Raw genomic sequence first — 18,947 nt, forward strand, 5'->3', positions numbered from 1 at the left:
GGCTCGGTGTTCTGCGGAAATTCGAGAGCGACACCACGCTTCTGTCTCACCCGGACACCGAGCCGGTCATCTTGCCTGAGGATGATTGCGGGTAGCCGCGTCGGTTGGTGCGCGAGACCGATTTCTACCAAAACTTGGACGACCTAGGCGCGCCCCAACTCCACTTCTCCGGAAAATAATATTCAGTGGAGCCATCCGCCGCTTTTTCCGACTTCGCCTCATTGAGACTGGAGGGAGGAAGGTGGAAACCCGTGTAACCAGGCACAACCTTCGCGCGGTTTTCATCCCGGTCGGGGTTTTGAGCATCTGCTGACATGCTGGACCTCCTCTGGATCGCAGATGCCTAGCAACGACCACTGGGGAATGCTGTAACCGAGGTGCTACATTCACGGGGGAAGTGCGCGCTCGCCCGGTTTGTTTCATGCCCGTAGCATAACGTGAATTGTCGCCCCGAGCCTGCAGCAATAATTGTCAACCATGTTTGCAGGCCTGTTGGTTACGGCAGGAGTTGGCGTGTTGGCGTTAGCCTTCACATTTGCCGCGGCGTTGTATATTGACGCGCGCGCCGAGCGCCCGCGGAAGTAGAGTGTGCGCCGCTCAACTCCGATATAGTCGACGACAGAGTAAACCAGCGAGCATCGTCGACACGGGGTCCGAACTACCGCTGATGCCCGAGTCCGATCCCCAAAGTCAGCGCCTTTTGACGTAGCGCGGCCTCAGTTCGTTTGGTCATCTTTGCGATTTTGAGGACGGGTGTGCGGGCCTTGGAGTGCGCCTTCAATTCTTTGATGTCTTCCTTCGTCCACTCGCGGCGGATAGCTTTCTTTGTCTTCTTGGGCAACTCAGCGACTCCCGTCAACGTTGATGCCGCCGTTTAGCATATGACGCACGCCACGCAAGACGACAGACGCCGCAGACGGGCCACCGCGGGCGGGGGGCTTTCTATCGCTGATAAGTGCGGCCGCCTGTGCTGATGCCGTACAGTGTCGCTGAAGAGGGAAGCCGAGCGAGAATCGTCGCGTTCTTAGCTATAGCTCCTGCTGTGATGCCTCGGCATAGCAGCGTAACACCTCCACTATTTCGTGCGCAGAACGCATCTGGGCTATCGATAAAGGCCAAGCCCTTTGCGCCCTTCCAAGGATAACGGAGCAAAATGACGGTGCGACCTTCCGGAAGTGCACCGATCGGTTGAACGACAAAGATCGATATGAATTGTGCGCCGATGATCAGCACAACAACTGCAATCAGAACCGCCAGCCATCCTTTCATGATCCCCGCTTCGAAAAGAGCACCTGCCTTCGGCCTAAGAAACTCATTTGAACAGCCAATCTATTTGACCGTCTTCATCGAGCTCGACTTAGATGTAGTCCAACGGCACGTTTCTGCGATCCGATTCCTCGCAGCTGTGACGTCATTCAAGAGGAACAAGCCGTCGCTGGATCTGCCCTGAAAACCAGTTGCTCTGATGAACAGTTTGCCTTGGTCTGGGAGCAATTTCATAAAGTCTCGGGCGTTAGGAACAAAGATCGCCCGTCCATTCGTGCTGCCGATACCAGTCACACTTGCGGGTGGCTCGGCTGGAAAACCATCACCGAGGCGCAGCGATACATCGAGGAGGCGAATCGTATCCGCCTCGCCGAGAGCGCGGCCGACAAGGTCAGAGCAGGAACAGCAATTGGCAAACCGCCGAGCCAATTTGCCAAAAAGGGCCGCAAGTCATTGAAAAGTAAGAGGGTGAAATCGTGAGTGGCGATCCCGGCAGGACTAACACTGCATTGAATTGATGGACGGATTTGTGACTAACGAACCTTAAGCCGTCATTGTGAGCCTTAAGGTCTTTATCGCGGTGACTAACAGGTCCGACCCGATCTCGAGTGTTGACCCCGGCGACATCGAACATCTTCGCGTCATTCCCGAGCGCGCGATGAGGCGGAACGGCAGCTCATTTTTTTGTTTTTTCTAGTTCCGTATCTTGGCGGCGTATTCGGCGCCGGTATCGGCGTCAACAAGCTTCAAGACCTTGCGATAGTCGCTGATCGCCGAAGCAGCATCACCTTTTTTCTCGTAAGCTGTCCCTCGTCTTATATACGCAAAGGCATTTTTTGGATCATCAGCTATCACCCTACCAAATTCTGTGATGGCTACATCAAAGTTGCCCTCCTCAAGAGCCGCAACTCCCTTCTCATATGGCGAAGCGGACGGCTGCGGAGTTGGTTGGATAACATTGCGCGGTGAAGGCGGTCGGAGGTTTGGTTCAATAACATCCCGAATGTTTTTGCATGCGTTCAAATCTTTCGAAGAGGATAGGTCATATGCAGAAAATAGTTGGTAAGGAAGATGATCTACCATGATGGCTTTTAGCGCTTCACACGTGTGCAAAAGAGCACTCGCTTCGTCCTTGGTGATCCTCTCAAACCGAACACACTGGCGCTGGACATCGATGTCCGAAAAGAACTCACTACAATGAGGCATGCCAGCAACCGCTGAATGGATCGAGAGAGCGAGACCAGCGGCGGCGAGTAGAAATTTAGTCATTCTTGGATATTCCTTGTTTTGAATGGCTTCGCAAACCAACCGCGCGCGTTTCCCCGCACGTGTCACCACTATCGCGACCGTGTCCCTGAGAATTAGAAAGTATTTTGAAAAACGACACGGCCCATAAAAATCCAAAACGCGGATTGTCACCTAGCCTACTGTTGGTCGCAACGGAATTGTTGAGGCGTGTACTTGATCCTCAAATTCTTTGAGACTGGTCGATCTAAGCAGACGCCGGAACGCTTCTTTTGCGAGCGGGGATGAGATGCTGGGACCGAGCAGAGCTGAATGGAAGAGATTTGCGAGCGACAAACGGAAACCAGTGCCGTCATAGTTCTGCACTGGCGCAATCTTTAGTTTCAACTTGGGTTCCGCGCCGCGCGGGCTGACGAAGTAACCGAACTGACTTGTGAGAAGCCCATTTGGGTCCAGCTCCGGAACGTAGATGATGCGCCATTCATTTTCCTCACGAAAACCAACGTGCTTAGTGATCAGGGCAAATGCTTTGATGAAGTAGAACGCCCCGTAGGCTGCAAGATAAAGCTGATCATCGGCCAGCTTTTGTTCCGCAGTGATCCGAGCCCAATCAGCGAGCTTGTCCTGAAGCAACTTCACGCGACCATCTGGCGTGCAATACTTCACTTTTCCAATCCAAAGAGGAGCTTGTGGCTTCTGATGGGGAATTTTGGCGCCATCAAAAATTAGCGCTACACCATGGCCTTGGCTGGCGTAGCTGCGCCCCATCGACAGCACACCATCAGTATCCGCTCTCTCGTGCTCCGATAAGCACAGAACGTATGTGTTGACCAAGGTTGTTTCATTCATATGACCGATGTAGTGATTGAACGCATCTAGCAGCTTCCGCTGTCTATCCGGCGTTTCGGCCGCCGCTTGCACGTAGCTCGGCAGGTGCTGAATTCCGACATTCATTCCATACCGGAGTTCTTCGAGGTCGTTCATATAGAAGGGATGAGAAAACCAAATCTCCTCATTTTTTATGATCTGTTCGGCCACCTGGACCGACGTGTAATGGGCAAGAAGAGGCGGAGCATCGCTCAGCCGCGCCGAGGCGGCAAAGTCGCTGTGAAGCGGATCGTATAGGCTAACGATCCGGTTCGCTTCCGAAGCAGATATGGTCATAAACGAAAATTCCTCTCGAGCATGCAATAGCGGGTTCGTCACCGTGGTTGATTGTATTGTTCACAACCGCGCTCACTTCCTAGGCTGTCTCGCGTAGGATGGAAAACGAAACAAAAATCATATTGATGCTCCGCACCGAACATATCTGAGTATCTGATGTTGCCGTGCAGGTAGAGCCTTTGAGCGTCGCCTTGCAGCAACTTCACGGCCTCAGGAACGAATTGCATCGAAACCTGCTGATTGATCTCTTTAGTGCCATACGCCACGGCATAGTCGAAGGTCTGCGTGTTTCCTCCAACCTGATCTGAGAGCTTCGTTTCGTTGAGGAGATAGGGACCGATTTCAAACGTTGCCGCTAGTTTGAGCTTATATGCTGGTGTCACACCGGCCGCGCGGATCGCGAGATCGGTTGTGAATTTTCCGGGGGCGATTTCCGACAATGACGAGTGATCAATGAACAGATAGGCTCTAAGCTGGCGGTTTTCGGTATCCTTTGCGATCCAAGCCTGCCAGCCAGTAAAGATGGCAGCCGCAAGAGCGGCGACAGCCGCAGCAGCGGAAGCGGTGAACGTAGCCTTGTCGAACCAATTGCGGCTCTTTCGCACTGTCACCGAAGGCACCCCCGATTGCGCGCTTTTTCAAGGGTGGCAGCCTTCAGGTATTGGTCCAAGTACGGATTTCCCAAAGCTCGAAACGTCTCTGAACACCATTGCTCCGGTGACACGGGCGGGCGCGGCGCTGCAACGATCTTGCGCGGCTTTATGAACATTTGGTTTGGGCAACGATGGGCCTGCCCTGTCGCGATATACTCCTCGCGTCGCGGCTGCTCGATACGCGGATTGGCTAACGCCGCATCAACCGTTCTGCACCATTCGGTACTCGGCATCGATGGCAGAGCAGAGGGAGAAGGTACGACGGTGGCATTTGCGATCAAATCAGCCGTTGACGGCGTCTCCGCCTGCGCCAGCTCGCTGACCATCGTCGCGATGAGCGCAAACGCCACAACCCGCATAGGAAGTCCCCCCGCCTGATGACACCTATGATAGCGGTTCCCCCGGCTCTTTCAATGCGCCAGATAGGAATTTAAACCTCAACCCTCTTGAAAATTTTTAGCCCTAGCCACCCCGGGGGGGGGCGGCCGCAACCGCATCTGTTGTTGTGGCACAGGACCCCTTTTGGTTATCGCTTAGTATCGGCAACTTTTCGGGCGAGATAGTTGAAGCAATCTTCCGCGATCATGCCAAATATCTCCGGGTGAGTTGCTTTCTCCTTGCACCCGAATTTGGCGATCAGCTTCGAGATGTCGCCCGTCCAGAATGTACACTCTCTCGGGAGGTGAGCGAACTTGTTGCGGATGTCTTTGATAATCCGCAACTTCCCGTAGATATCATCGTTGATTTGACCGAGGGCATAAGCGACCTCGATCTTGTCGCCGAATTCCGCGAGCGGGCCATAACCTTCAAAGAGGCGTTCCTGCTTCTTCTCTGATAGCTCCGGTCTCATTTTCTGCAGGATCGCGCGTCGCAATTCCTGATCCAAAATTGCCGCTGTCAGCAGCACGTCGCTCGCGTGTCCCTTCGCTGAAAGCTTATGCAAAAAAACAAACTGCTCAACATCGTGGGCTGTAACGCCGCGAGGTTTTTCGGGCATCTCTTTCTCTCTGTTTATTTGTCCTCAATCCATCTGAGATCGAGCCCGGCGAAAAACGTCGAGCCCGCCGCAACGTTACGTCAGTGCGCCATTAACGAGGCAGAAGTCGTTTGATCTTCGCGACGTTCGCCTTGATGGCGGCATTCTGTTCGCGTGCGCTGTCGAGCTTCTTCGTGCGAATGAGATGGAGGACAGCCTTTGCTTTGTTTGCAAAGCGCTCGACTTCTTGAATGGTCTTTCCTTCTGATCGACTGGCGACAATCATAGCTCTGAGGCCAAAGTACCGGGTCAGGAACTTCCGGTTTTGGATGATGAAATCGAGCTGGTCTCCCGTTCCGCTTACACCGACTGCATAACGCGGTCCTGGCATTGGAAAGACACCGAGTATGTCACCTTTGGCTTTTACGTATTTGAGGTATTTTGAGGTGAATTCGCGAATGGTGCCGCTCTTGCCAGTCGAGCCCGGTCCGGTCACGCAGATGATGGTCAAAGCCATGGTCGGGTTTCCGAATAGATAAAGTAGAGGGTCAAGCCTAACAAAGCCTGCGGTAGGTGCAAGCCGAGACCTCAGTGCACGCTGCCACGCTCCACCTCGCCCGTCGCCAGCGCCATCAACTCCGGCCACTCCAGATCGCGGTCCAGCGCACGCGCAAAGCCCGTCGCGTCGCCGTAATGGGCGCAGCCGTCCGCGATCTCCTCGGCGAGGGTCGCCAAAGTCCAGTTGACCGCGCGCGGATTGAGCCGCGCCATCTTCGTCGAGACGGCATGCTTACGCCACAGCCCGATCTTCCTTGTCCTCCCCACGCATCACGATCCTAAGCAAATCATCCGGCAACGGCCTTTGCAGCGCTTTCGCCTCATCCCATGGCGCACGCATCCAGACATCGCGCTCCTCATCCGTTGTCAGGATCACCGGCATAGCCTTGGGATGGACGGGCTCGACGACCGCATTTGGCGCAGTCGTCAAAAAGCCGTAGACGAGGTGCGGCCCGGGGATAGGCTTCGACTTCGTACCGCGATCTCCTTTGAACTCGGTCCAGATGCCCGCGAATGCCGTAAGCGGGCGCTCGTCATTGAGCGCAAACCAGACGACATCCTTCTTCTTGGTCTCCGGGTTCGGCTCGGGCGCGTATTCAGCGAAGCTGTTGAAGGGCACGAGGCAGCGGTTGTCGGGCTTGAGCCAGCCGCGCCAATGCGGCGATGACGTATTGCGGATGTTGGTAACGGGCGGCCCGCCGGTGCGCAGCGGCGGTGGCATGCCCCATCGCATCAGCGTCATCTCTCTCCCGGCTTCCGTGTTGCGGATCACGGGAGCTGATAATCAGGGAAGACGCCGGGCATCGGCTGTAAGTTGCCGATGTAGCGGTTGACGACGCGGAAGAGCGCGCGGATCGCGGCTTGGTTCGTTTAATGAAGAGATTGCACGCGGGAGGACCTATTCAGGATAGATCAGTCCATTTTTCGCATATAAGTGCTTGCCCAATACCACGATCTCTCTGGGTTTGATCACGTATCCCAAATTGATCATTGTGCTTATCTCGGCGACGGGTACGGCCTTGGTCGGAATGTTCTTCACGGTAATATTTCCGTCCTGCTGCCAAACCGGACCAGAAAACAATACACCTAGAAAAACCGCACGGGTGCCAAGGCCCACGTTTCCGCCTTTTTCCGGAATGGTTCCTTGATTGTAGATAAAAACTGGGGAGCCTGAGGAGCCGGGGAAGCACGCCATATCAATAACCGTCACACCCGGTCCACTCTGGCCTTCAATCTGATAATCTACTCCGGGATGAGATGCCGTAATCCCTCTGCGTATTAGGGGGAGATTATTGACGTGGTCCCACAGTCCATTGGGATACCCGACCATGAGAACCCCTTCGACTGCATCTAGCTTCTTTAGGTCTTCGTCGCTGGGGACACCATCGAGCGGCACATAGAAAGGCTGGTGAGGGGCAGGTATTTTGTTCTGAATTTGAGCAATCGGCAAAGCACATAGATCAACATTCGGATCTGGGTGCTCGGTCCAACCGCTTCCTAAGCTCGCCTCCACATGGACGTTAAATGCTCCAGATGGAGCTTTCTCGCCCTTGCTCGGATCGTGGAGATGCAAGAGAAAGTTCTGTGAACTAGAGCCTTGCACAACGTGCTTATTCGTTATGATCGTCGGAACGACTTGGCCTTGTTCCTTCAGTGGGAAGTTATAGAAAAAACCGGTGCCACGACTTACCGCTGCTCCGTTTTGAGCAGTTATTCGAACGGTCGAATACATCAGGCGTTCGGCTATAGAAATAGGTTCAATCATTTTGACTTCCGTTGATCGTCGGGAGAGCGCCTCACTAGCTCAACCACGTCTTGCGCACAGGTTGCACAAGAGCTGCCATACGATCAATTCGCAGTCGAGCGCATTCTGTGAACAAACCTGAGCAGAGCTGCCAGAAACGAATTGGTCAGCTCGGTTAGCGCTGGCCCGGCCACCAATGCGATGGCGGGTAGGTCGCGGAAATCTTGTTCGCCCGCAATGCGACCAGATGGCTCCGTTTGTAAGGATAGCTCCGTACCTCCGAACAGTCCTTACAGCGCATGTAGCGCTCCAACTCGTGGATCGGCGTCGTCTTCGGCCGTCGCACCACATCGAGCGCGACCGTCTGATGAGTGTCGCATCGAGATACAGGTACCCGGCGTTGAGAGCGTCACCGAGCGTGGGCGATGGCTGGGCTGGGCCTCGGAAGCCAAGCATCCGTTGGTTCCAGGCTTCACAGGCAAGCCGGTCGGCTACCTTGCGCGCCTCCGCCGCCCGCTCGGCCGATGCGCGGACTGAACCGCCGTAGATCCTCTCTCGTGACTTGCTACCCATGCGCACATCAAAGCGCGGCGGCGGTCGATGCGCAAATTATCAATCTGTTGGGGAGCGTGCCCGGAGCGGCATACTGCGCGTCGTGGGTGTGGATAAAGCCGCGCGGGGAAGTCACGCCAAGCGCCGAGGGACACATCCATGCTACCGCTCAATTAGGCTTCTCGGCTCGAATGTGCAGAACGTAAAGCGTGTTCTGAAACTCGTCCGTCACTTCCATCCGCCAATCTCGGCCCGGCACTAGCTTCCCGTCAATGCCTTGGAGCATCTGTCCGGCCGTGACTGTGGCCTCCCTCCACGCTGCATGCTTGTCAGGAAGCTGCTCGCCTTCGCGGTCGATCTCGGTGCGCTCGTGCACGATGTGAAAGAAATATCTCGGCATGCGCGGTAATGCGCTACGGCAGGATTGCGTTCCTATAGCGACTAATCCGGTGGCCGCTAACTGGGTGAGGTCAGCCACTCTGTCATGTGCGACCCGCTCTCGGCCTGTCGAGCCCTGCCTAACGCTGCATCGCGCACAGGTCCATGAGGCAGTAGTTCGGCTTCTTCGCGGAGGCGTCTAACTTCTTCAGCAGCCCGTTCTTCAAGGGAGCGGGTCTGCTTTTACCGTTCTGGCATGGCGCGCTCCTTGAGCGGTTAAAACCCCCAGCGGCATCATCTACTTTCAGTTCCAAGGACGAAACTAGGCCAAAGTCGGAAACGGGCGAGTGCCTTAAGCGCTGTATGGGCCGGAACTACAAGTTCCGTCGGAAATTGATCTAGTCCAACGGACTTACCGCCGATTACCGTCCGGTGAGGAATGACGGCCTCAGCCCCCTTGCCCCCCGCTGGGGCCATTTTAATCGCAACGGCCACAAACCTCAGTGCAGCTTACGAGCTAGCTTCCTGACGACCTCCCGCAGGTCCTTTGCGTACTCCTCAATCACCCGCCGCGCTACTTCCACCCGAGATGGCTTGGGCTTCTTGACCGGCTTTTGGGCGCCGGGCTTGCGCATCGGCCGGACGCTGCGGCCCGCGCGGAGACCACTCATTGAGCCAAGTCAACGGTCCGGAAAATCAGGACACCTTGCAGATCGAGCAGGAAGTGCGACACCGGGGGAGAGGACCACCCGATGTGGCTTCAGTCGGAGTTCGCCCGCGCAGCAATCTCTTTGACCTTCGTCAACGTTCGTTCGAATTCCGAGTTGAGATACTGCTCGTGCGTGCGGTCTGTTGGCTCCACAAGGAATGCGACTTTCACGAAAAGGCGGTTCAACAGCGTAGCAATTAAAAGATTGTCCGAGTGTTTCGAACGCAGTGCCGCAAGCTGGCGACGCATCTCCACGAGATCAATCGTTTCGTGGTCCAGCTGCTCTCTCAAATGAAGCTCGCGCGACGCTGAAAGCGACATGAAAACCGCTGCTAAAGTGCTCACAAAATACCGCCCGCAAGGCAGGCCGACGACGACACTTCCGAGGTACCTCACGCCCAGCGAGAGCTATGCACCGCCATCGCCGTCCTGATCTCGGCTCTCAACTTGATGCTGCGCAAAGCCCCATCGGGCCAGCCCGGCTCCGGCCGGAGGGGACAGAGTTGCGGGGAGCCAGGCGGTCCGACGGCTGGCGCGTGAAGAGGGCGCCATGCACGGAGAGGCTAGTCCCGGTCGGCCATCACGCTGTGTTCACTTGTGACCAGGAACAAGTATTTGTAATGTTCCCGTACTGGAACACCGAGGGCCGCAGGATGAAAGACATGCAGGCCCAGTTAGAGAAGCTACAGCGAGACGCCGCAGAGTGCGCCCTTATTCGCGACTTGGCGACTAATCCCAAGAAGCGTGAGTTGTTTGCGAGATTGGCCGAACACCTTGCTGTGCTCGCATCCGCAGTGGAGCAGGCTATCGGTGAGAGCACGGACAGCGACATCGCACCTGATCTGCCGCCGAGGCCGTAGCGCTGGCCGCCCCGTTCCGATCTCGCAAACAGGCCGAGAATACCTATTTTTCCCGCATGCGTTCATTTGAGTTTTGCCTGCCGACCAAGGGCACAACGGTCCCGAACGGCTCCGATTGGCTCCACGAAATAAAATACGACGGCTATCGTCTCCGCCTAGAGCGCGACGGCGACCGCGTCCGTCTGATCACGCGAGGCGGCTACAACTGGAGTAGCCGCTATCCGTGGATCGTCGAGGCCGCCCGCAAGATCAGGCAGAAGCACTTTGTGCTCGATGGCGAAGCGGTCGTGCTCGGCGTCGATGGCGTCTCCGATTGCAACGCGCTTCACTCGCGCAAGCACGATCACGAAGTTCAGTTCTGTGCATTCGATATACTCGCCGAAGGCGGTGATGACCTGCGCACGCTCCCGCTCTCGCTGCGAAAGACGAACTTGGAGCGGCTGCTGGCACAGCGTCCTGAAGGCGTGTTCGTCAATCCGTTTGAGCGGGGCGAGCTTGGGCCTGATCTCTTTCGAGCTGCCTGCAACATGGGACTTGAGGGACTGGTGTCAAAACGCCGCGACCGGCCGTATCAGGCGGGGCGGAGCAGGTATTGGGTGAAAGTGAAGAACCGCAGTCACCCTGCTATGGATCGGGGCGACATGTTTTGACGCGTGACACCCACTAAGCGCCACCACCATCCGCGCGGTGACTTTTCTTCTCGCAAGTTGGTGGAACGGTGTCCATGGTGGACACTCGCGCTTTAGGTGCAAAATATAGAATTCTGCTGGGTCGCACGATCTCTTTGCAGGTAACTATTTGTTCTAGCTGTCGAACGCTGTTTAATGCGCGCCCTCAATGCGGTCGGTTTGTGGTGTGCCGCTCGTCAACGCCTTCAGATAAACGGCGTTTGCCGAGCCAAGCTACAAATTTTTTTTCTGCGCTGAATTGTCAGCCTACGTTTGCCGGTTCGAAGCGATTTCGTCAGCGATCCATCGCGCGGATTTGGCGATATTGATTGGCGAATATTTTCGACGGCTACTTTAGCAAACTGTCAGGCGCGCCAATCTTACTCCGAACCAACATATCATGACTCGCCGTTTGATTGCAGCGATTAAAGCAAGGGGGGCTTGATCGCCGACCTTGTGTTGGATTTCTTACTCCAGCTCACGCCGAGCGAACGCAACTAATCGCACTAGGTTATTCGCCGCCAGCAAGTCGCTGTTTTCGGTGAACGGAGAGCTGTGCTTAAAAGGGAGGAAAACCGCCATGGCAGCAGGTGGAGGGGGAGAAATCGACGAGGACCGCAAGCAGAGTTGCGCAGCAATGGTTGATCGGCTTCGCGCATCAAAACAAGCTGCTGTAGTAGCGGACACAGCGCGCGGAGCGCAGGCGGGGCGATCATGGGCCGAACGAGACGCTGATTACCGATGGCTACAACGATTGGCCGATGAAATCTGCGTTCGTTCGCAGCCGTTTGAAACACTCCGCGCGGCAATCGATCCGGATGACAGATCGATGCCAGCGAGGTCCACGAGATTTGCTTTGGCGACGAGAACGACACGTCGAATGAATACATCGAGGGGTTCATCGACGGCGCGGTGGAGGCGTTTGTAGAGGTTCGGCATGAGATCGATTGACATCGTGCACCGCGCGCGTGGACTGGTTCTCTCAAGGCGTCAGTGTCCGTCGAGCGAGCCAAAAAGCTGCGAACGAATGTGATTGCATGAAGTGATGAACACTCAGTCAGAAGTCCCGACACCCAACCTTAGTGACATCAATGAGCATCTGTATGCGCTCTTCGAGCCTGCATTTGTTCACGAACATCCCGGCGCTTACATCCAGTTCGCTTATAGCCACCCTCACAGTGGCAACGTGGATGACGCGCAAGTTGGGTTAGCCACCGAGCTGAAGGACGTTGCGAAATTCGCGGCGAAAAGGAGCAGTCTCGGGTACAACGTGTACATCTGCCCGCCGTTGCTTCATTTCGACCGGGATCCGCCGATGAGGCGAGTAAAGTCTGATAAGTATCTCGCCTGTGCCTTCGCGTGGATCGATTTTGACCGTCAGCACGACGCCGAGCGCGTTGAGGCGCTGCTCCGGGAGCGCGACATCGCGCCCGCCTTAGTCGTTACGACCGGAACAGTCCCCTGGACGCGGGCACAAATGTATTTCAGGGTTACGGGCATCCGAAATGCGTCACAGCAGAAGCAGATCAATGAGGCGCTGCAACATCTGCTAGGTACAGACAAGGTCAGCGACCCGTGCCATCTCATGCGGCTGGCAGGAACGGTGAACTAGCCGACCGCGAAGAAGGCGGAACGCGGGTATGTCGTGCAGACGACAACGTTGCGCAAGATTAGCCCCGCGCGGGCCTACACCACTGACGAGCTGCTGCGGCTTATCGGGTTGGACAGCTCTCCGTTGAGCGACGCGTCTTACAGCCACGGCATCGGTGCTGAGGAACGTGCCCGCACTTATGCGAAGTCAGGGGCATTCAGCGACCCTTTCAGCGATCTCGCTCTTGAGGCCGCCCCCGAGCTGATTGCGTCTGCGCTCACACACATTCCGAACGATGATCGGGACTGGGACGATTGGAACCGCGTGGCCATGGCGGCTTGGCGCGCCACCAAGGGCTCTGATGTTGCATTCAACGCCTTCGACGAATGGTCGCGCAAGTCCAGCAAGTACGACGCCAAGAGTACGCGCGAAAAGTGGAGGATGCTGTTCAGATCACCGCCGAGTGAAATTGGCGCGGGGACGATCTTCAAGATGGCAGTCGAAAACGGATGGGTTAGGCCCCGCGCGGCGCGGACAGAATATGGGTTTGGAAATGAAGCCAATTCGAGCGCAGAGACTGATGAGAGTGACGATCAAGCTGACAATGCTGATCCCGACGAACCTGACGAAACGGAGCGGGGGCAGGACGCTGGTGGGGCCGGTCCAGGCGAGAACAGGACTAAGCGCACAAGAGAAGCGTTACCCCTGAGCTATTTCGGAGCGTTTCCCGCAAATGCCAAGAAGCGACCGATCCTGAAAGGCTTTCTCAATAGGGGTGATACCTCAGCGCTGATCGCCCCGCCGAAGCGCGGCAAATCGGCATTGATGACTGAGATCGCCGTCCACTGCGCGGCCGGTAGAGATTGGCACGGGCATGCCGCCGCTGGGACTACCGGCGTGCTGATCCTCGCCTTGGAACGCGGTGACCTCTATCAGCGTCGCCTCGACGCCTATGCACTCCGCGACGGTTACAAGGGATTGCCGATTGCAGTCGCCCGCAAGATCATCGATCTGCTCGACCCCCAATGCGTCAACATCATCGTCGCCACCGCGCGGGAGGCTGAGCAACACATGGAGGTTGCCGTCGGGCTTATTGTGATCGACACCTATTCAAAAGGCGTGGCGGCCGGTGGTGGTGAGGAGAACTCGGCCAAGGACCAGAACCGCGTCGCCGCCAATCTGCGCCGAGTGCAGGAACTGATCGACGTTCACATCGCGTGCGTGGGCCATACCGGCAAGGACCCTAGCAAGGGTGCGCGCGGCAGCAATGCCCATCTGGGGGATGTCGATCTGATGATCCAGATCACGGGCGATGCTGCGACCAAGACCGCCAAAGTGACCGATGCCAATGACCAGCCTGAGCGGGTGCTCGCCCAGTTCCTGCTTGAGGCGGCCGACACCGGCCATGTCGATGATGACGGTGAGGTCGAGGCTGTAGCGATCATCGCGAAGCAGGACGTGTCCAGCCCGGACACTGGCGAAGGCAAGCTGTCGGACAAACAACAGGTGGCCCTGAGCGAGCTATTCAACTGCATCGCGGATGATGAGACCGCGCCGCCCCCAAACAACGTGCACGTCCCGACCGGAGCCAAAGGTGTCACCCTGACGACGTGGCGTAATCGGCTGGCCGCTAGGGGGATCATCAATCCGAAGGGCAACCCGTATCAGGAGTTCCAGCGCATCCATCTGAAACTTCAGAAAGTGGGGAAGATCGGAATTTGGGAGGACTTCGTGTGGCCCGTCACTTAGTTCGAAAGAAGCCGTCACTCGGGTCTCACATCTCACAGCCCCTCACATCGTCTCACATCGAAGAAGATGTGAGATCGCCTTATCTGGTCTCACAATCTCACTCACATCCGCCTCTCTTTAGAGAGGCGGTGGAGTGTGAGACCAAAGGGGGGTGGATGCAGAAACAATATGTGTCGCGCGGCCGGGACGTGACCAAATCGCCCCGGTCTAAGAACAAAGGAGCAAGACTATGGAAGCGAAAGCGTCCCCATCCAAGAAGGGACTGCGCCGCATCTTCAAGGAGCGTCCCGCGCTCAAGGCCGCTCGCGACTTGCTGTTGAAGATTGAGGAAGTTGCCGAGTGGGCCAGCCATGAGGACTGGGCGCTCGACGAATTCGAGCAGCGCATGATCCTCAGGCCAGCAATGTTCTGGGAATACGCGAGAATTGCCGGTGAGGACTTCATCGAGTTCGGGAACAGGTTGAGGCGTGCCATCGAGACATTCAACGTGATCCTCGCGGCGATGCCCAACGAACAGGCAAACTCTTTTCGCCCGCCGTCTCCAACCATCGCAGACGCGTAATCGGCCCGGGTCCTTCCCCGTCGTCGGCCTATGCGGGTCGCGCCCGCGCCCGAGGGGTGGCTAGTGCCAGCAATTTATAAGGGGTTGCCACAACAGCATCCCGCTGAGGGCCGCTTACAAACAACGAACCGAGGAAATCGATCTATACTGGACGAGGCGACGATGTTAAACCTAAAACGTATCATCGAACTGCTCTTGCAGGTGCTTGCGGAGCTGGACTGGACGCCATCGTCCGGCGACGTGATCGACGAGATTGCGAACGGCGGCTTGCTGACCGTCGCGCAGTCGGCGACGATCGGTGAGAACAGCGACGAGACGATCTATCGCTGGATCGAGGATGCTGCCAGCAAGGGGCTGACGCTCGGTTGGAGGAGCGCGACATGGCTGATCGGCACCGCGCGAGTGCTTGACTACGTCGAGAAGCATCAAGGCGGGCTACCGGCGCGGGTTAAGGCCGAGAACCTGCTGAAAAGGTATTGGCCGATCTGGTCGCAGCCTCGAAAGCTGCGTCGGGGCGAGTGAAGGAGTGTGCGACCTCCTGGGAGGGTTGCCGCGATTTCAATCAGCGCGCTTAGCGTGCGGGCTGCCCGTCCATAGCGCGCATGCAAGGAGCTAGGTCAGTCTATCGGACCATTGATGTATGGAGATCACGCGTCTAATCGACGCATTGGAAACTCAGACATGGAGGTCTTTGCTCGGCACCGTTAACCCGCAACCCTCTGGGAGAACACCATGAGGTACCATCTCAATTCATCGTGGATGTGCGGTTGTGTTGTGCTTGCTTTGGCAGTCCCAGCGGCCTCTGTCCCGGCCTTGGCGGAAGAAGGGGGCCAATGGTTCGGTCGAGCCGTTCTGGTCGCCCTTTCCAGCAAGAGCGTGAAGCTGGAAGACAAGGCTGACCATACGGTGTCGGTCACCGAATACGACGGTGCCGTGTTCAATGCTGACGGCAAGTCCTTCCTCGACAAAGCTCGCTATCAGGTCGTTGATATGACGGATGCTGGCTCTTCCAGCGGCGGCCATAAGACCTTCACCGAAGCCGACGGATCGAAGGTCTTTGCCAAGTACGTCCTGAAAGACGCGAAACCGAAAGAGTTCCGCGGTACCTTCGAATTCACTGGCGGCACGGGAAAATATGCAGGCATCACAGGCCGCGGTGAGTACCACGTCGTGTTGGTCAGCGACACGGCCCTATGGGATGAACTCCGCGGCGAGTACAAAATTCCGGCCACCGTCGGAAGTTCGCGACCTGAGCCGACGAAATGAGTAAGCGCAACAGCTAATGGGCGCGCCGCGCGTTCGTGGGCGCTTCGGCGTTTCGCTGCTAGTACCTTAGCGGAAAAGCACGCGCCTGCTCGATACTAAAGCAGACGCGCTTGCCTCAAAAGCGGAGGCGACGGGCTTATTGGTACGTAGGCCCGCCGCCTCATAGCTCGCGAAATGCGCCGAGACGTGGAGCGCGCCACAATAATTTGCCTCGGATGTGGACCGCTCCACGCGCCGCGCCTACGCAAATCACATTGCGCGGCCCTACACTGGCAGGATGAAAAATCCCTTCAGAAAAACCCAAATGCAGAAATTCGAAACCATCATTGCCTCGCTGACGACGCGCGGCGAACAGCTCGCTACCAAGCGTGTGGCGGCACAGGCGGCGTTAGACAACGCCACTAAGGCACGGCAGGAGCGGTTCCTGTCAGGCGATCTCGATGATCAGCGCATGCTCGACAAGTTGCAGGACTCCGTGAACGCGGCAGCCTCCACGCTGTCGGGCATTGACGACGCGCTCGCCGTCCTGGCTCGCGACAAGGCCGAAGCCGAGCGCCAGCTCGCTGATGAACGCGAACGCACCAAACGTGTTACGGCGGCAGACAAGTTGGCTCAGCAAGTCGTCGTCATCGAGGCGGCGCTGCCGGGTTATCTCATGCAGTCGCGCGTTCTCGCCGATGCGCTGTCTGAGATCGCCCATAGGCATTTTGAGAGCGGCCAGATTGCGGGCTGCGTCCAGCACACGGTGGGTGAAGTGGAGGTCGCCGCCAACATTGCGCTGCCGGAACTGAAGGCTGCGCCGGACGCGATCCTCCACGGTCAGCGGGCGATCCCTGACGAGCCTCCTCCTGTGCCGGTCACGCAGTCGCCCGAGCCGCCGACTATGGCGGTGTTCATGCTCCGCAGCGCGCACTATCGCGACCATGACGGCCGCAAACGGTTCGCGGGACAGTGGGAGGATGCCACCATGCCCGTGACGACTGCACAGCTTGCGCTGCGCATGGGGGTGGCGGTACCGGTGGCCGATCCGCGCCGCGCTCAGCTTCGCGGTGCGCGCGGCGGTGACTTCGAACCGCGCGCGCCCGATGTCATCGATCTCGACAACCACGACGACGGCGCGACCGACGCTGGCCTTGATGCCGTTCGGGCGGCAGACTTCCGTGTGGTAGATCGCGGCGGCCCCCGCACGGGCACGATCTCGGTGACGCGGTTGTGACCACGAGAAACGCGCCGCCCGGTTGGCAGGCACACGAAATAGACCGGCGCACCGATGGCTGGATCGGCAGCCAGAGCCGCATCCCAGCGGCCGTCGCGAAGCTGATCGCCCGCGCCATGCCGGACTTGCGCCGCTATTCGGTCGCCGATGTTCGTGCACGGATGCTCGCGCGGCAGCGCATGTACGACGAACTTTCCAAGCTCAGTAATGAATAGCAGCTCCCGATGGTCCGGTGGCGGCGTCGCGATCTTCAGCGCGGCGTCGGTGGCGTCGGTGGAAGGCGGCCAGCTCATCCGTCCGATGAGCTGGCCGCAGGAGTTTTTGCATGACCGATGAGAACACACCGGTTGATGACGAGCGCGACGAATACGATGATCTGCTCGCCGAGCTTGGCCGCACGGAGGACGAGGACGAGCGCATTGCAGTTCATGAAGCCGGTCACGCCGTCGCCGCGCGCCTGCTCGGCAAGCCGCTGGGTGGAGCGACGATCAATCCCGATCCGAACGGGCAGTATGGTGGTCTCGTGTGGGGGCCGCGTCACAGCGTGGCGTTCGGCAATGATGACAGCGACGATAGCGTGCCGGAACTGTGCGACAATCTTCGGAATTTGATGCCGCAGGATGGTGAGGTTCGCGGCGATGCCGCCGATGTCTATCTGCACGCACACGACCGCTGCATCGAGCTGGCTGCGGCAAGTGTGGCCGAGCGCATGCTTTTGCCAGGTGAGCCCGTGCCGTCCGTTAGCGACGTTGAGCAAGCGGTTGCGCTCGCGTCACTGGTCTGCAAGTCGGCTGAGGCGGTCGAACGCTTCCTCGCATTCTGCGAACAACAGGCACACGACCTGCTGCGCCCGCATGGCCCTATCATCATGGCGCTGAGTGTCGTGCTAGCCCAAGTGAAGCACGGCTTCTCGCTGGACCCGCGGGCACCCGCTGTTCCCGGTGGGTAGCTGCGACTTACCGATTATCATGAGGAGTTACCGAACACTTTGAGCCTTCACGCCATTGCACTAACCCGCGCAAGGCCGTAACCGGCGATTAGTGACTGCGCGAGGTGATTTGTATGGCGACGCTGTTATTGAAGCGCGATCTGGCTGGTGATTTTTTCGACCCGCTTGCGGCTTTCCCAGACATCCCTTCTGTGTGGAGCGGCCCGCATGTCGCGATGCGGATCGTCGAAGGCTTCGCGACGTTGCGGCTGATGCCGCACGGTGATCGCGTTGGCACGCGCTCCGCTTGGCCGTCGTATACGTATGAGTTCGCCGATCTGATCGCCCAGCAGGAGCAAGGCGAGCTGGAACGCACGATGGCGATCCAGAACCGTATTCGCATTACGCCGAGTGCTCGCGACGTCGAGCGTGCGCTGAACTCCACTTACTGGCCGACGAAGTATCTTTATGCCGAGCAGCCGGAGTTGTGCGAGGGCGTCAACGCGGTCGCACAGGCTCATGGGCTGGAGCGCGACGCGGGCTGGGTCGCTCGCAAGCGCGGGGGCTATGCGGATGCGTGGCGAGAGCGGCATGACCGTGGCTGCGAGATCATTGCGGCGGCGCTCATCAAGGATCGTGTGCCGGTGTTTTGACTGGCAACATTTCCATTGGACCACATGCTTGCTCAGGAGGCGTAATGGCCGCCCGCCAAGGTCACCCGAGCTGACATCGCGCGTGATCCGCGCCGCGAAAATTGTCATCGACGTGAGCGGCCAAATGCGGATTTACCTCCGCCCGGCCCCGCCGACCTTGGTGGCAGGAGTCAAATGATACCGTCGAATGGCAGATGTCGGTCCCCGCA

At 57.7% G+C, this 18,947-nt stretch carries 22 protein-coding genes and 2 pseudogenes; 12 read left to right on the forward strand and 12 right to left on the reverse strand.

Features of this window, described 5'->3' with window-relative positions; all coding sequences use genetic code 11:
- Positions 1-658: 658 nt before the first annotated feature.
- Positions 659-841 carry a hypothetical protein gene (locus IVA96_RS30690; RefSeq protein ID WP_247421151.1) on the reverse strand — a complete coding sequence of 61 codons (183 nt, stop codon included), beginning with the start codon at positions 839-841 and terminating at the stop codon, positions 659-661.
- Positions 842-942: 101 nt separating this feature from the next.
- Positions 943-1,269 (reverse strand): hypothetical protein, encoded by a 327-nt coding sequence (locus tag IVA96_RS30695; RefSeq protein WP_247421153.1) that lies wholly within the window; start codon positions 1,267-1,269, stop codon positions 943-945.
- A gap of 210 nt (positions 1,270-1,479) precedes the next feature.
- On the opposite strand from IVA96_RS30695, the gene IVA96_RS30700 reads away from it, so the two are divergent.
- Complete coding sequence (locus IVA96_RS30700) at positions 1,480-1,746, forward strand: hypothetical protein (protein ID WP_247421155.1); 267 nt, start codon at positions 1,480-1,482, stop codon at positions 1,744-1,746.
- A 213-nt stretch (positions 1,747-1,959) separates the two neighbouring features.
- Here IVA96_RS30700 and IVA96_RS30705 read toward each other — a convergent pair whose 3' ends face one another.
- The 10 genes and pseudogenes from IVA96_RS30705 to IVA96_RS30755 form a co-directional block, all read right to left on the reverse strand.
- A complete protein-coding gene (locus IVA96_RS30705; protein ID WP_247421157.1) occupies positions 1,960-2,535 on the reverse strand; it encodes a tetratricopeptide repeat protein in 576 nt (191 codons plus the stop codon).
- Positions 2,536-2,685: 150 nt separating this feature from the next.
- The gene (locus IVA96_RS30710; protein ID WP_247421159.1) at positions 2,686-3,675 is read right to left on the reverse strand and encodes a DUF2971 domain-containing protein; all 990 of its coding nucleotides are present in this window, start codon (positions 3,673-3,675) and stop codon (positions 2,686-2,688) included.
- 38 nt (positions 3,676-3,713) lie between these two features.
- Complete coding sequence (locus IVA96_RS30715; RefSeq protein WP_247421161.1) at positions 3,714-4,286, reverse strand: hypothetical protein; 573 nt, start codon at positions 4,284-4,286, stop codon at positions 3,714-3,716.
- A 568-nt stretch (positions 4,287-4,854) separates the two neighbouring features.
- Positions 4,855-5,325, reverse strand: coding sequence for an MltR family transcriptional regulator (locus IVA96_RS30720; RefSeq protein WP_247421165.1), 471 nt, complete (start codon positions 5,323-5,325; stop codon positions 4,855-4,857).
- A 91-nt stretch (positions 5,326-5,416) separates the two neighbouring features.
- Positions 5,417-5,821 carry a hypothetical protein gene (locus tag IVA96_RS30725; protein ID WP_247421167.1) on the reverse strand — a complete coding sequence of 135 codons (405 nt, stop codon included), beginning with the start codon at positions 5,819-5,821 and terminating at the stop codon, positions 5,417-5,419.
- A gap of 71 nt (positions 5,822-5,892) precedes the next feature.
- Positions 5,893-6,129, reverse strand: coding sequence for a hypothetical protein (locus IVA96_RS30730; RefSeq protein ID WP_247421170.1), 237 nt, complete (start codon positions 6,127-6,129; stop codon positions 5,893-5,895).
- Positions 6,095-6,717 (reverse strand): annotated as a pseudogene (locus IVA96_RS30735) (SOS response-associated peptidase family protein). The gene IVA96_RS30730 and the pseudogene IVA96_RS30735 overlap by 35 nt, the downstream one beginning before the upstream one ends.
- Positions 6,718-6,760: 43 nt before the next feature.
- On the reverse strand, positions 6,761-7,627 hold the full coding sequence (locus tag IVA96_RS30740) for a serine protease (RefSeq protein WP_247421172.1): 867 nt from the start codon (positions 7,625-7,627) through the stop codon (positions 6,761-6,763).
- Between the two features lie 154 nt (positions 7,628-7,781).
- Positions 7,782-8,179 (reverse strand): annotated as a pseudogene (locus tag IVA96_RS30745) (hypothetical protein).
- Between the two features lie 1,117 nt (positions 8,180-9,296).
- Positions 9,297-9,566, reverse strand: coding sequence for a hypothetical protein (locus IVA96_RS30755; RefSeq protein WP_247421175.1), 270 nt, complete (start codon positions 9,564-9,566; stop codon positions 9,297-9,299).
- Positions 9,567-9,898: 332 nt separating this feature from the next.
- Here IVA96_RS30755 and IVA96_RS30760 point away from each other — a divergent pair, with 332 nt between their 5' ends.
- The 11 genes from IVA96_RS30760 (at position 9,899) to IVA96_RS30810 (ending at position 18,738) form a co-directional block, all read left to right on the forward strand.
- Complete coding sequence (locus IVA96_RS30760) at positions 9,899-10,105, forward strand: hypothetical protein (RefSeq protein WP_247421178.1); 207 nt, start codon at positions 9,899-9,901, stop codon at positions 10,103-10,105.
- A 56-nt stretch (positions 10,106-10,161) separates the two neighbouring features.
- Positions 10,162-10,755 (forward strand): RNA ligase family protein, encoded by a 594-nt coding sequence (locus tag IVA96_RS30765; protein ID WP_247421179.1) that lies wholly within the window; start codon positions 10,162-10,164, stop codon positions 10,753-10,755.
- Positions 10,756-11,806: 1,051 nt separating this feature from the next.
- Positions 11,807-12,385: a RepB family DNA primase gene (locus IVA96_RS30770; RefSeq protein ID WP_247421181.1), complete on the forward strand. Its 579-nt coding sequence runs from the start codon at positions 11,807-11,809 to the stop codon at positions 12,383-12,385.
- 123 nt (positions 12,386-12,508) lie between these two features.
- On the forward strand, positions 12,509-14,113 hold the full coding sequence (locus IVA96_RS30775; RefSeq protein WP_247421183.1) for an AAA family ATPase: 1,605 nt from the start codon (positions 12,509-12,511) through the stop codon (positions 14,111-14,113).
- A gap of 229 nt (positions 14,114-14,342) precedes the next feature.
- A complete protein-coding gene (locus IVA96_RS30780) occupies positions 14,343-14,675 on the forward strand; it encodes a hypothetical protein (RefSeq protein ID WP_247421185.1) in 333 nt (110 codons plus the stop codon).
- Positions 14,676-14,837: 162 nt separating this feature from the next.
- Positions 14,838-15,197, forward strand: a complete 360-nt coding sequence (locus IVA96_RS30785; protein WP_247421188.1) for a hypothetical protein — start codon at positions 14,838-14,840, stop codon at positions 15,195-15,197.
- 210 nt (positions 15,198-15,407) lie between these two features.
- Complete coding sequence (locus IVA96_RS30790) at positions 15,408-15,941, forward strand: hypothetical protein (RefSeq protein ID WP_247421190.1); 534 nt, start codon at positions 15,408-15,410, stop codon at positions 15,939-15,941.
- 304 nt (positions 15,942-16,245) lie between these two features.
- A complete protein-coding gene (locus IVA96_RS30795; protein WP_247421193.1) occupies positions 16,246-17,157 on the forward strand; it encodes a hypothetical protein in 912 nt (303 codons plus the stop codon).
- A complete protein-coding gene (locus IVA96_RS30800; RefSeq protein WP_247421196.1) occupies positions 17,154-17,372 on the forward strand; it encodes a hypothetical protein in 219 nt (72 codons plus the stop codon). The genes IVA96_RS30795 and IVA96_RS30800 overlap by 4 nt, the downstream gene beginning before the upstream one ends.
- Before the next feature lie 110 nt (positions 17,373-17,482).
- Positions 17,483-18,106: a hypothetical protein gene (locus tag IVA96_RS30805; RefSeq protein ID WP_247421199.1), complete on the forward strand. Its 624-nt coding sequence runs from the start codon at positions 17,483-17,485 to the stop codon at positions 18,104-18,106.
- A gap of 113 nt (positions 18,107-18,219) precedes the next feature.
- Entirely contained in the window at positions 18,220-18,738 is a 519-nt protein-coding gene (locus IVA96_RS30810; RefSeq protein ID WP_247421202.1) for a hypothetical protein, read from the forward strand.
- Positions 18,739-18,947: the final 209 nt, after the last annotated feature.

It is taken from the genome of Bradyrhizobium sp. 159, from assembly GCF_023073795.1.
Taxonomy (GTDB): Bacteria; Pseudomonadota; Alphaproteobacteria; order Rhizobiales; family Xanthobacteraceae; genus Bradyrhizobium.